The sequence below is a fragment of the Thioclava sp. DLFJ4-1 genome, assembly GCF_002020145.1.
GTDB lineage: Bacteria > Pseudomonadota > Alphaproteobacteria > Rhodobacterales > Rhodobacteraceae > Thioclava > Thioclava sediminum.
On sequence record NZ_MPZT01000003.1, the window covers coordinates 292,311 to 305,423 of the forward strand.

Annotated in this window: 11 protein-coding genes; 6 read left to right on the plus strand and 5 right to left on the minus strand. The window is 63.6% G+C overall.

Annotated elements, in window-relative coordinates:
* The 3 genes from BMI85_RS11285 to BMI85_RS11295 all read right to left on the minus strand — a co-directional run bounded on the left by BMI85_RS11285 (window position 1) and on the right by BMI85_RS11295 (window position 3,204).
* Window positions 1–858, minus strand: coding sequence for an ABC transporter permease (locus BMI85_RS11285; protein WP_078601352.1), 858 nt, complete (start codon window positions 856–858; stop codon window positions 1–3).
* 74 nt (window positions 859–932) lie between these two features.
* Window positions 933–2,198 carry an extracellular solute-binding protein gene (locus tag BMI85_RS11290; RefSeq protein WP_078601353.1) on the minus strand — a complete coding sequence of 422 codons (1,266 nt, stop codon included), beginning with the start codon at window positions 2,196–2,198 and terminating at the stop codon, window positions 933–935.
* 31 nt (window positions 2,199–2,229) lie between these two features.
* Window positions 2,230–3,204 carry an ABC transporter ATP-binding protein gene (locus tag BMI85_RS11295; protein WP_078601354.1) on the minus strand — a complete coding sequence of 325 codons (975 nt, stop codon included), beginning with the start codon at window positions 3,202–3,204 and terminating at the stop codon, window positions 2,230–2,232.
* A gap of 228 nt (window positions 3,205–3,432) precedes the next feature.
* Between BMI85_RS11295 and BMI85_RS11300 the strand changes: the two genes are divergently transcribed.
* From BMI85_RS11300 to adh, 4 genes are all read left to right on the plus strand, one after another.
* On the plus strand, window positions 3,433–4,119 hold the full coding sequence (locus BMI85_RS11300; RefSeq protein ID WP_078550232.1) for a GntR family transcriptional regulator: 687 nt from the start codon (window positions 3,433–3,435) through the stop codon (window positions 4,117–4,119).
* Window positions 4,116–4,934 (plus strand): GNAT family N-acetyltransferase, encoded by an 819-nt coding sequence (locus tag BMI85_RS11305; protein WP_078601355.1) that lies wholly within the window; start codon window positions 4,116–4,118, stop codon window positions 4,932–4,934. The genes BMI85_RS11300 and BMI85_RS11305 overlap by 4 nt, the downstream gene beginning before the upstream one ends.
* A gap of 476 nt (window positions 4,935–5,410) precedes the next feature.
* Window positions 5,411–7,792, plus strand: a complete 2,382-nt coding sequence (locus BMI85_RS11310; RefSeq protein ID WP_078601356.1) for a S8 family peptidase — start codon at window positions 5,411–5,413, stop codon at window positions 7,790–7,792.
* A gap of 266 nt (window positions 7,793–8,058) precedes the next feature.
* Window positions 8,059–9,585 (plus strand): aldehyde dehydrogenase, encoded by a 1,527-nt coding sequence (gene adh / locus BMI85_RS11315; protein ID WP_078601357.1) that lies wholly within the window; start codon window positions 8,059–8,061, stop codon window positions 9,583–9,585.
* A 104-nt stretch (window positions 9,586–9,689) separates the two neighbouring features.
* Here adh and BMI85_RS11320 read toward each other — a convergent pair whose 3' ends face one another.
* Complete coding sequence (locus BMI85_RS11320; protein WP_078571025.1) at window positions 9,690–10,583, minus strand: helix-turn-helix domain-containing protein; 894 nt, start codon at window positions 10,581–10,583, stop codon at window positions 9,690–9,692.
* Between the two features lie 108 nt (window positions 10,584–10,691).
* Window positions 10,692–11,576, minus strand: a complete 885-nt coding sequence (gene miaA / locus BMI85_RS11325; protein ID WP_078601358.1) for a tRNA (adenosine(37)-N6)-dimethylallyltransferase MiaA — start codon at window positions 11,574–11,576, stop codon at window positions 10,692–10,694.
* Window positions 11,577–11,694: 118 nt separating this feature from the next.
* On the opposite strand from miaA, the gene pyrH reads away from it, so the two are divergent.
* Both pyrH and frr read left to right on the plus strand, forming a co-directional pair.
* On the plus strand, window positions 11,695–12,426 hold the full coding sequence (gene pyrH / locus BMI85_RS11330; RefSeq protein ID WP_078550242.1) for a UMP kinase: 732 nt from the start codon (window positions 11,695–11,697) through the stop codon (window positions 12,424–12,426).
* Window positions 12,427–12,515: 89 nt separating this feature from the next.
* The gene (gene frr / locus BMI85_RS11335; protein WP_078550245.1) at window positions 12,516–13,079 is read left to right on the plus strand and encodes a ribosome recycling factor; all 564 of its coding nucleotides are present in this window, start codon (window positions 12,516–12,518) and stop codon (window positions 13,077–13,079) included.
* Window positions 13,080–13,113: the final 34 nt, after the last annotated feature.

The following is a 13,113-nucleotide window of genomic DNA, read 5'->3' on the forward strand; positions in this document are numbered from 1 at the left end:
TCAGAGCTCCTTGCGGATGTTGACGAAGCGCAGCAGGATCCCGATCACGATCAGCACGGTACACAGCAGCACCACCGCCGTGGCGGCCGCGGACGGGTATTGCAGCAGCGCGATATCGTTGGAGATCAGCCGCCCCACATTGGCCCGCTGCGACCCGGACATGAACCGCACGGTAATGAAATCGCCCATCACCAGCGTCAGCACGAAGATCGTGCCGATCATGATGCCGGGTTTGGTCAGCGGGATGATCACATGGACCAGCGTCTGGAACCCGCTCGCACCGTTGTCGCGCGCCGCCTCGATCAGGTTGCGGTCGATCCGCATCATCGTGTTGAAGATCGGCACCACCATGAACAGCGTGTAGAGATGCACGAAGGCGAGGATCACCGAGAAATCGGAATAGAGCAGCCACTCCAGCGGCTGGTCGATCACGCCCCATGAAATCAGCGTCTGGTTCGCAATCCCGTTGCGCCCGAGGAACGGGATCCACGAGATCATGCGAATGATGTTCGAGGTCCAGAACGGGATCGTGCACAGCAAAAACAGCGCGATCTGCATCGTCTGGCTGCGGATGTGAAAGGCGAGGTAATAGGCGACGGTGAAACCGATCGCGAGCGTCATCGCCCAGGTCAGGAAGGCGTATTTGAAGGTCGCGGCGAAGACCTTGTAGGTCACCGGCGAGCCGAACAGGAACTCGTAATTCTCAAGACTGAAGGCGGGGATGATCGAAAACTCGGTCGCCTGCCAGAAGCTGACGATCACGATGGTAATGATCGGCGCGACCAGAAAGCCCAGCAACACCACCGTCAGGGGCGCCGCCTGCAACCATCCCGTCACTGTCTCGCGGGTCACTTTCATCGCGATCCTGCCCTTCGACTTGGCTCAAATATCCTCGGGGGGTGTGGGGGGCGGATAGCCCCCCACCACGGTCATTACGAGGCGATGAACTCGTTCCACTTGCGAACCATGTACTGGTTCTCGTCCATCACGGCGTTCCAGCACGCGACATGGCCCATTCGGTCGTAGAAGGATCCGCCGTCGCGGGTCTCGCCGGCTTCGGCCAGCTTGTCGCCGGTCGGGCTGGTGATGACATCCGTCGCGGGCTTGCCTTCGAACCAGTAGCCCCATTCGTTGTCGGACATGAAGTCCTTCGAGGTTTCCGGCACGGCCGAGTAATAACCCTGACGCATCAGGTAGCCGCCGACCCAGCCCGAGAGATACCAGTTGATGTATTCATAGGCCGCATCGAGCTCCATGCCCGAGAGCGATTTGGACAGGCCGAGACCGCCGCCCCAGCTGCGATAGCCCTCTTTCAGGGGCTGGTAGACGCAGTCGATGCCGCGCGATTTCACCGCGGTGATCGCGGGCGACCACATCGACTGGATCACCACCTCGCCCGAGGCCATCAGGTTCACGCTCTCGTCGAAGGTCTTCCAGAAGGCGCGGAACTGGCCGTTCTTCTTCGCCTCGGTGAAGATCGCCATGGTCTTGTCGATCTCGTCCTTGGTCATGTTGCCCTTGTCGCCATACTGGATCTCGCCCATCGCCTCGCAGACCATGGCCATGTCCATGATACCGATCGAGGAGATGTCGAGGATCGAGGCCTTGCCCTTGAACTCGGGGTTCAGAAGTTCGGTCCAGCTTTCGATCGGGCGACCGATCAGGTCGGGGCGGATGCCCAGCGTGTCGGCGTTGTAGATGGTCGGGATCAGCGTCATCCAGCCGGTTTCACTCTCGGCGAAGGTGGTGCCGCCGGGGCCCTCGACGAAGCCTACGGTCGAGGGCGCGGTGCCTTGGGCGATCACGCTCTCGGGCGTCAGCTTGCCGGATTTGAAGATGCCGACGATCTTGTCGTAATTCTTAATCTTCGAGGTGTCCATCGCCTGCAGGTTGCCGGTCGGCCAGACCTTCTTGCAGATCCAGTATTCGATATCGGCGATGTCGAAGCTGTCGGGCTGGGTTGCCGCGCGCTGGGTCACCGCGTCGGAATCGAGCGCGGTCATCTCGAGCGTGAAGCCGAGATCTTCCTTCACCTTGTTGGCCACGTCATTGAGGTTCGACACGCCCGTGCCGAACTGGCGCAGCGTGATATTCTTGATTTCCTGCGCCCAGATCATCGGCGCGGGCAGGGCGGAGGCGCCAAGCGCGGCCGCCCCGGTTTTTAGAATCGAGCGGCGGGTATAACCGGTTTTCGACATTGTCACTTATCCCTCTGTTGGAGTGTCGATTTCAGGCACGGAGGCGGTGCAGCCGCCCCTCATCCCAAGCAAGACGCACTTGCTCGCCCGGGTTTATGTCGTTGGAGTAGAAGGCCTCGTCGCTCATCAGCGCGATGATCGGCTCCTGGCCCTCGGCCTGGGCGGTTACCGCGACGCGGTCGCCCTGATATTCGATCGCACTGACCGTCGCGGGCATCCCCTCGGGGCCAAGGCGCACCGCATCCGAACGGATCGCATGGAGCTGCCCGTCGAGCGTGACCACGTTGTGACCGCCCATGAAGCGCGCCACGAATTCGGTCCGGGGCGTGTTGAACACCTCGCGGGCCGGTCCGGCCTGTTCGATGACGGCATTGTTCATGACCACGACCTCGTCGGCGAGCGCGAGCGCCTCGTCCTGCCCGTGGGTGACATGAAGGAAGGTGATGCCGAGCTCGCGCTGCAGCCGCTTGAGCTCGGCACGCATCCGCACCCGCAGGAAGGGGTCGAGCGCGGAAAGGGGTTCGTCGAGAAGCAGCACTTCCGGTTCGGTGACCAGCGCCCGCGCCAGCGCGACGCGTTGCTGCTGCCCACCGGAGAGCTGCGTGGGAAGCCTCTCGGAGAGATGCGCCATATCGACGAGTTCGAGAAGCTCCATCGCCTTGGCATGGCGCGCGGTCTTGTCGACGCCTTTCATCCGCAGCGAGAACGCGACATTGTCCTTGACGGAAAGATGCGGAAAGAGCGCGTAGTTCTGGAACATCATCGCCGTGCCCCGCTTGGCCGGGGGCAGGGCGGAGATATCGGTGCCGTTCAGGCGGATCGCGCCTTCGCTCACGCTTTCATGGCCCGCGATCATCCGCAGCGTCGAGCTCTTGCCGCAGCCCGAGGGGCCGAGCAGACAGACATAGCTCCCCGGCGCGAAGACATGGTTGATCGCGTCCACCGCGACCGTGTCGCCGTAGCGCTTCGTCAGATTCACCAACTCGAGATCATGTGCCGTTCGCATCGCATCGCTTCCCTTCGATCTGGGTTCAGCCTTCGGTGCGAACCGGACAGCTCGCCATCATTTTCCGAACTCACGGTGCCGTGAATCCGACCTTGCCTCGAATTTGAGCAGAAAAATTTTCTGCATGCGCAAAATTACGACACAACATTGTATACAATCCGAATCGGAGCGATCCAGCTTGTCCTCCGCAGATCGCCCGGGGCATCGTGTGAACGAAAGGAACTCAAGATGAACGATCCGCTCCCCGCCGCCCCGATGCCCGATACGATCGCCAATGATCTGGCGCTCGCGATCCACGAGCATCGGCTGATGCCGGGCACAAAGCTGTCGGAAGAGGAGCTGGGGGAGATATACGGTGTCTCGCGGACCATCATCCGCGCCGCGCTGCAGCGGCTGGCCCATGACCGGCTGGTGGAACTCAAGCGCAACCGCGGGGCCTATGTCGCGCAGCCCACGGTGCGCGAGGCGCGCGAGGTGTTCGAGGCGCGCGCTCTGCTCGAGCCGCGCACCGCGCGCTCGGCCGCCGAGCGGATCACTGAGGACGACCTCGCGGCCCTCCAACGTCATATCGACGAAGAACACGCGGCGATCGACGATGGCGAGGCGGGCCGGGCACTCTTTCTCTCGGGGCAGTTCCATCTCGAGATCGCACGGATTGCCGATCAGGCCACGATCACCGAATTCATCACCCAGCTGGTCGCGCGGTCTTCGTTGATCATCGCGCTCTATTGGCACCGGCGCGGGGCCCTGTGCGAAAGCCATGCCCACCATGCCTTGATGCGCGCCTTCGCGGAACGCGATGCCGACTTGGCGGAGGAGCTGATGAAAAATCACCTTCTCGACCTCCTCAGCTCTCTCGACTTGCGAAACCGCACCTCCGCTCCTGCCAGCCTGCGCGAGGCCTTGGGGGCATGATCCTGCGCAATGCCGATCTGTCAGAGTTGGAGACGGTTCTCGACTGGGCCGCCGCCGAGGGCTGGAACCCCGGCCTCGCGGATGCCGAGGCTTTCTACGCAGCCGATCCCCAAGGGTTCTTTGTCGCCGATGTGGATGGCGCGCCTGTGGCCGCGATCTCTGTGGTCAATCATGACGAGAAAGCCGCGTTTCTGGGTCTCTATATCTGCAAACCCGAAGCCCGGGGGCAGGGCATCGGGTTCGCCTTGTGGCAACATGCGCTGCGCCATGCAGGAGAGCGCAGCGTCGGCCTCGATGGTGTGGCGGCCCAGCAGGACAATTACGCGCGCTCCGGGTTTCGGCGTCAGGGCGCGAGTTTGCGGCTCACGGGGGTGCTGTCATGCGAAGACGACACGGGCATCGTGCTGGCCGAGCATGCTGACCTTGAGCACCTCATTGCGCTCGATGCGCAGGCATCTGGCGTGCGGCGGGACGCTTTCCTGAGCCGCTGGCTCGCGCCCGGCCCATCCCGTCAGACCGTCCGGCTCAGCGATGGCACAGGCTTCGCGACCGTCAGGCAATGTCGCGAGGGGCTCAAGATCGGGCCGATCATTGCCGAGCGGAGTGACGATGCGATGCGGCTGGCACGTGCCGCGGCGAACCGCTTTCCGACTGCGCCCGTCTCGATCGACCTGCCCGAGAGCAACGCGCCACTCAGGGCCCGTCTGTCGGAGTGCGGCTTCACCCCGGCTTTCGAGACGGCGCGCATGTATCGCGGCACCGCTCCGAAGACGACGGCGTCCTTGCAAACCATCGCAACGATGGAGCTTGGTTGAGCGCGCATCGACGTAAGTCAGACGCGGGGCGTTTGGCCGCCTGTTCTGTCATAGATGCGTGCTGTTCGCTCAACGTCGCGCGCCGCGGTACGCGACCCGCTACGCTGCAGATTGTGCCGAAAGGGGCCGATGCAACCCGACCGAGCGCCGCGATGACGTTTCAATTGTTCGTGTATCCGAAGCGACCGGCATGCTTGCGAGGCGCAGCGCATCCGACGTCCCGCCATCAGTGACTTCGTGAAGTAGGGTCAAGAAACATTGAGGTTTCGCACCGTGTCCACTGCGTTTCCAAGCGCGCTCTGATGAATTTTCCGAGGGCTCCCTGCGTCGCTATCGACACATGCCAGGGCGTTTAACCGATGCTTAACTCAAGTGTCGTTGAAGCAAGGGGTGAAGCACAGTATCGCTGAGGCTATCCAGACAAAAAGAAGACCGGACCTCCGCGAAGCAGGCATTTTTCCGCGAAAGGGATCTTGATGACGATGGGACGTATTCTGGCGGCGACGGCTTTGACCTCGCTTGCCGTCACACAGGTGCATGCACAGGATCTCGCTCAACGGATCGCGCTCGCGGGTCGCACGACGGTCTCCTACGGTCTCGCGCAGGCTCCCGCCGCTGCGCCCGGTTCGCCTGATACCACTTCGGGAAATACTGCGGCAAATACCGCGGCCAGCACGACATCCGTGACAGGCTCCAACAGCATGCTCTTGCTCCTTGGCCTCGGTGTGGTGGGGCTGGCCGCCGCTGCGGGGGGAGGAGGAGGCGGGTCCTCGAGCTCATCTGGCTCCTCGAGCAACACCCAGCCGCCGCCCTCGGGCAACGCGCCGTATACCGGCACTGGCGGCAGCGTCAGCAGTTTCGAGACCGACGAGTATTATGCAAGCGGCGGCCTTGCGCAGACCGAAGCGGCCTATCGCTACGCCGAAGGGGCCTATGGGTTGGGAACGCTCGTGTCGATCTACGATTCCGGCGCGGATGTGACCCATCCCGATCTCGCTGACAACATCGATGGTGCGCTCTCCTACAGCTATTTCGACAACACCTCTGACGTCACCGACACCGACGGGCATGGCACGCATGTGGCCGGGATCGTTGCCGGTGTGCAGAACGGGCAGGGGATCGAGGGGATCGCCTGGGGGTCCAAGCTGATGATCCTGCAAGGCGTCGGAGGCTCGGTGCCTGCGGGCAGCTACGCCGATGCGGTCACGCGCTCGGTCAATGCCGGTGCGGTCTCGATGAACAACAGCTGGGCCTATGTCGACGGTAATAACAAGACGCTCACGATCGACCAGTTTTCGAGCGCCGACCAAATCCGCCAACAGCTTGGGTCGGCCACCATCGACTCGCTCGACGCGGCGGCGAAGGCGGGCATGGTCAGCGTGTTCGCTGCGGGCAATGACGGTGGAGCCAATCCGAGCCTGATGGCGGGCCTGCCGGAGTATTTCCCGGAAATGGAAGGCTCGATCCTTGGCGTCGTGGCCGTGGACAGCAACCACCAGATCGCCAGTTTTTCCAACCGCTGTGGCGAGGCGATGAATTACTGCCTCGCCGCGCCGGGCGTGGATATCCTCTCGACCTATCCGAGCGATCTTGGCAGCGACTACGCCTATATGAGCGGGACCTCGATGGCGACGCCCTATGTCACCGGCGCGGTCGCGGTGCTCAAGAGCGAGTTCCCCGAACTCACCGGTCAGCAGATCGTGCAGATCCTCGAAAACAGCGCAACCGATCTCGGTGCGGTGGGGATCGACCCGATCTATGGCTGGGGCGAGCTCAATCTCAGGCAGGCTCAGGCACCGGCCGGAACGCTGAAAGTCGAGACGACCAGCTCGCTCGACGGTCCCTCCGTGCCTGCCACCCAGAGCACGATCAGCGCAACCCGTGGTGTCGCAGGCGCCCTGCGCGCCACACTCTCCAATCAGCGGATGATCGTCACGGATGCCTATGATCGCGGCTATCACGTGGCGGCCAGCAGCTTCGTGGCCGACTATGCCGATGGCCGTGCAGCACAAGCCTCCACCGAGACTTTCGCGATGGGGCCGACCGCTCCGGTCAATTTTAGCGCAGGCACCGGCACCCTGTCGCTGTCACATGGCGACAGCTCCGCGATTGCCGGAACGAAATGGGTCGATAGTGCCGCGATGGCCGCGCCTTATCTGAAATCCTTCGACACCGACTCCGCGCTTCACTACGAAATCGGTCTCGGCGACGGCGTGTCGGCCTCGATTTCGCAGGCAGGCGGCGGCGCGGGCGATGTTAGCTCGCAATATATCGCCGGTTCGCTCAATGCCCGGTTCGGCGCCAGCACGCTTTCGATGACCGTCGGCAACCTGCACGAAGACGGCGGTTTCCTGGGCACCTCGGTGGGGGGCGCGTTCGGCGGCGGGCTTTCGAGCAATACCCATTTCGTACAGCTCGGGATGAATGTCGCTCTCGGCGACGGGGCAACTCTCGAGCTTACGGCCGCCAATGGCAGCTCCAGCTTCTCCGGGAACGGTTTGCTCCAATCCGGGAGCGGGCTGCGGTCGAACGCCTATGCCATTGGCCTGAGCAAGTCCGGTTTTCTGGCCGGGGACGACCGCATCTCTGTCGGGATTTCGACGCCGATCGCGCTCGCCTCGGGGAAATTGACGATGAGCGTTCCGACCGCTGTCGGCGCAGCCGTCGGAAATACGCGGTCCGAAAAGGTCGTGATGACGACAGCCTCGGTGAATATCGAAAGCGCGGCCCCTCAGCCCGACCTGCAGATCGGCTATTCGCGCAAGGCCGGGATCGGTCGGCTCGGTGCGGGGCTCGTCTACGAGCCGGGACAGAGTTCGGCGATGGGGGTTTCGCTGGGATGGTCGGCGCGTTTCTGATCCGGCTTGGGCGGTCCTGAACGACTTGCCGTCGCGATCTCGACTCGTCTCAGGACTTCGCTTCCTGACGCGCGCGACACACGCCGTCTTCGATAGTCTCAGCGCCCCGGCAAATTCTCAATGCTGCGGCTGCACCTGTCTCAGGCGCGAGACAGATGACGCATTCCACCAGCGCAGAGCGGCTATGCGCAGGGCGCGCGGTTGGGCAGTCTGATCTCCATGGCGCGCAGCCCTGTCGGTTGCGCTCAAATCTGGGAGGAAGACCAATGGCCAACGACATGACGCCCGAGTTCAAAGGCGTTTCGGTGTCGCCGTTCCGCGACCGTTATGACAACTTCATCGGCGGCAAATTCGTGCCCCCGAAAAACGGCAAATATTTCGACAACATCACCCCGATCACCGGCGGCAAGGTCTGCGAAGTCGCCCATTCGTCGGCGGAGGATATCGAAGCCGCGCTCGACGCAGCTCATGCCGCGAAAGACGCCTGGGGCAAGACCTCGGCTGCCGAGCGCTCAAACGTGCTTCTCAAGATCGCCGACCGTATCGAGGAAAATCTCGACCTGATCGCCGCCGCCGAGACCTGGGACAACGGCAAGCCGATCCGCGAGACCACGGCGGCCGACATTCCGCTCGCCGTCGACCATTTCCGCTATTTCGCGGGTGTTCTGCGCAGCCAGGAAGGCACGATGTCGGAGATCGACAACGACACCGTCGCCTATCACTTCCACGAGCCGCTGGGCGTCGTAGGTCAGATCATCCCGTGGAACTTCTCGGTGCTGATGGCGGCGTGGAAACTGGCGCCTGCGCTGGCGGCGGGCAACTGCATCGTGCTGAAACCGGCCGAGCAGACCCCGGCGGCGATCCTCGTCGTGATGGAAGTCATCGCCGACCTGCTGCCCGATGGCGTTCTTAACATCGTCAACGGCTATGGCGCGGAAGTCGGCGCGGCGCTCGCGAGCTCCTCGCGTATCGCCAAGATCGCGTTTACCGGCTCCACTGCGACGGGTCGCAAGATCATGCAGGCCGCGACCGAGAACCTGATCCCGGTCACGCTGGAACTGGGGGGCAAATCGCCCAACATCTTCTTCTCGGACGTGATGGCCGAAGATGACGCCTTCCTCGACAAGGCGGTCGAGGGCTTCGTGCTCTTCGCCTTCAACCAGGGCGAGGTCTGCACCTGCCCGAGCCGCGCGCTCATTCAGGAAGACATCTACGAGAAGTTCATGGAGCGCTGCATCGCCCGCGTCGAAGCCATCAAGCAGGGCGACCCCCGTGCGATGGAGACGATGGTCGGCGCGCAGGCCAGCCAGGAGCAGCATGACAAGATCATGTCCTATCTGAGTATCGGTCGCGAAGAAGGGGCCGAGGTGCTCACCGGCGGTGACGCCGCGCGCTTCAACGGCGATCTGGCGAACGGCTTCTACATCCAGCCGACGATCCTGAAGGGCCACAACAAGATGCGGGTCTTCCAGGAGGAAATCTTCGGCCCGGTGGTGTCGGTCACGACCTTCAAGGACGAGGCCGAGGCGCTCGAGATCGCCAATGACACGATGTACGGCCTTGGCGCCGGTGTCTGGACCCGTGACGGCTCGCGTGCCTATCGCTTCGGGCGCGGCATCGAAGCTGGCCGCGTCTGGGTCAACAACTACCACGCCTATCCGGCCCATGCGGCCTTCGGCGGGTACAAGCAGTCGGGGATCGGTCGCGAGACCCACAAGATGATGCTTGATCACTACCAGCAGACCAAGAACATGCTGGTCAGCTACAACCCGAACAAGCTCGGGTTCTTCTGATAGGGTTTACCTCCCCAAACCCCGGGCCGCGTCTGCAAAGGCGCGGCCCTTTTTCGTGTCGTAGGGTCGGGGAAGGTCGGGCAGGCGGTCGGTCGCGGCGCGGGTCAGCTCGCGCGGCGGAAGGCGTTAGGCGTGCTGCCGGTTCCGGCCTGGAAGGCGCGGGAGAAATAGCCCGGGCTGCGATAGCCCAGAAGCTGTGCGATATCCTTGATCGGGACGGGCGTGTCGCGCAGCAGGCGGCGCGCCTCATAAAGGCGGCGCTCCTGCATCAGTTCCAGCGCCGATTTCCCGCAGGCATCGCGGCAGGCGCGCGACAGATGCGTGGGCGTGACGCCCAACTCGCGCGCGATATCTGCGACCGGCGTTCCCGCGCGATACTCGCGTTCGACCAGAACGGCGTAGCGCGTGACCAGTCGGCGCGCGGCGCTCGGGCGGATCGCCTCGTTCGCATTGCTCGCGATCTGCCGTTCGAGCCAGACGCTCAAGAGACCCAGATGGCTGCGCAGAGCGCGGTCGGCGGCGGGGCGCGTGCTTTCGCTCTCGCGCTGGATCGCCTCCAAGATCGAGCCGATCTCGCCCTGCGCGATCGCTTCGCGGATGCGCAGGTGATGGGCGGCGGGCGGCAGAGTGATGTCAGTGTCGCGGCCGAAGAACAGGGCCTGACCGTGGGTCTGGTTGGAAATCTCGAAGCCGTGCATCACGCCCGGCGGGATGAATATCGCATTATTGGGGCCGTAGCCGCGGGTCACACCGCCCAGTGTGATCCGGCCTTGTCCGCGCGAGAACCACAGCAGGCAGGGTTCGGAATGGGCGCGCATCGCCTCCACCCGCCAGCGCCCGCCTTTGGCCAGATGCGCGATCTGCACCAGCCGCGGCTCACTCGGGGGGCTCGGCAGGTCGGTCGCGGTCTGCGCCGGGCCGGGCGAGCCGCTTGCGCCGGGCTTCACGGTTTTGGCCTGCGAGAGCTGCGAAAGGGGCGGTGTCGAAAAGAGCTTCACGATGCTTTGATCCTACGCGATTTCGGCGGGAGGATAGCCCGCAACTCTCGCGTGAACCAAGGAGTTTTCCAGAGAAGTCCGGGCGCCCAGTTGCCGCAGGGTCACAGTCTACGTGATCTTGTGCCACGCCTTCATGCGGCCACGAAACCAAGTGCGCTGGCGCTTCGCATATTGGCGACTTGCCGCCTGTGCGCGTTCTCGGGCCACGCTCAGATCGAGCGCGCCATGCAGATGCGCGATCAATTCCGGCGCCCCGATCGCCTTCGCCCAGAGCGCGTTCGGATCCCAGATCGGCTCCACCGCGCGGACCTCGTCGAGCGCGCCCTGTTCGAGCATCAGATCGAAGCGGCGGTCGATGCGCTCGGCCAGCCAGTCGCGATCCGGATCGAGGTGAAGCGGCGCCACGGTGTCGAGCGGCAGGAGCGGTGGCGGCGTACGGGCCTGCCACACGGCAAGCCCCTCACCGGTGGCACGCAGCACCTCCCACGCGCGCTGCACTCGCATCGGGTTCTGCGCGTCGATCTTTGCGCGGGTCGCGCCGTCGAGCTCGTCCAGCATCCCGGCATGGCCCTCCGAGAGCCGCCGATGATCGGCCTCGGCGCGGATTTCCGGTGGCGTTTCAGGGATTTCCGCCAGGCCCTGCGTCAGCGCGGTGAAATAGAGCCCGGTGCCGCCAACGATGATTGGGCGCGGCCCGCCTGCGTGGAATGCTTCCAGATACGGGGTGACGTCGCGCAGCCAGTGGCCGACGGAATAGTCGGCGCCGGGATCGAGATGACCGTAGAGCGCATGCGGCGCGCGGGCCTCTTCCTCGGGCGAAGGGCGCGCGCTCAGCACCCGCCAACAAGACCAGACCTGCAGCGCGTCGGCATTGATCACCACGCCGCCCTCGGCCTCGGCGATCGACAGCGCCAGCGCCGATTTTCCGCTCGCCGTCGCTCCCGCGATCAGCACGGGCGTTCGCGGCGATATTTCGGGCAGGGCAGTCGGCATCGGCGGCTCTTGCAGGCTTTCTGGCGGGCTCGGGGCTCTACGCTTTCGCAAGAGGTTGAACCCCGGCTCTATTTGGATCATTTTGCGCGCCAATGACAACAGCCCATCGGAGGATCAGATGAGCACCGAGACGCATCCCGCGGCCAAATACAATCGCGTGCTACTGAAGATCTCGGGTGAGGCGCTGATGGGCGATCAGGGCTACGGCCTGCATCCGCCGACCGTCTCGCGTATAGCGCATGAGGTGAAATCGGTGCGCGATCTGGGCGTCGAGATCTGCATGGTGATCGGCGGCGGCAACATCTTCCGCGGGCTCGCGGGCTCGGCTCAGGGGATGGAGCGCACGACGGCCGATTACATGGGGATGCTCGCGACGGTGATGAACGCACTGGCGATGCAATCCGCGCTGGAAGGCCTCGGCGTCTTCACCCGCGTGATCTCGGCCATTCCGATGGATCAGGTCTGCGAGCCCTATATCCGCCGTCGCGCGGTGCGCCACCTCGAGAAGAAGCGGGTCTGCATTTTCGCTGCCGGCACAGGCAACCCCTATTTCACGACCGACACGGCCGCCACGCTGCGCGCCAACGAGATGTCCTGCGAAGCGATCTTCAAGGGCACCAAGGTCGACGGGGTCTATGACAAGGACCCGGTGAAATTCGACGACGCCAAGCGCTACGACACCGTCAGCTACGATGAAGTTTTGCAGAAGAACCTCGGTGTGATGGATGCCTCGGCTATCGCGCTCGCACGCGATAACAACAAGCCGATCATCGTCTTCTCGCTTGACGAGCCGGGTGGCTTCCGCGGCATTCTGGCAGGCGAAGGCACCTACACCAAAGTGCAGGGCTGAGCGCCGCGCGACGGTCACAAATGCTAGTTTTCGCCTGCGAGCTGCGCTAAAGCTCGGCCCGAGGCTCAACAAGAACGGGGAAATACCCAATGTCCGACGATATCGAGATCGACACCGATGACCTTGCCCGCCGCATGGATGGCGCAATGAGCTCGCTCAAGCATGAATTCGCGTCGCTGCGCACGGGTCGCGCCTCGGCCTCGATGGTGGAGCCGGTTCAGGTCGAAGCCTATGGCCAGATGACCCCGATCAACCAGGTCGGCACCGTGAACGTGCCCGAGCCGCGGATGGTCACGATCAACGTCTGGGACAAGTCGATGGTCGGCAAGGTCGAGAAAGCGATCCGCGAATCCGGTCTGGGCATCAACCCGCAGACCAACGGCACGATCATCATGCTGCCGATCCCGGAGCTGAACGAGGAACGCCGCCGAGAACTGACCAAGGTCGCCGCCCAATATGCCGAGCACGCCCGCGTCGCGATCCGCAACGTGCGCCGCGACGGCATGGACCAGATCAAGAAGGCCAAGGCCGACGGCATGTCCGAAGACGACGTGAAGATCTGGGAGAGCGAGGTTCAGGACATGACCGACGCGCATATCGCCAAGGTCGACAAGGCGCTCGAAGACAAGCAAGCCGAGATCATGCAGGTCTGAGGCTTTTGCCTCAGCCCCCCTGCGTCTTGAGCGA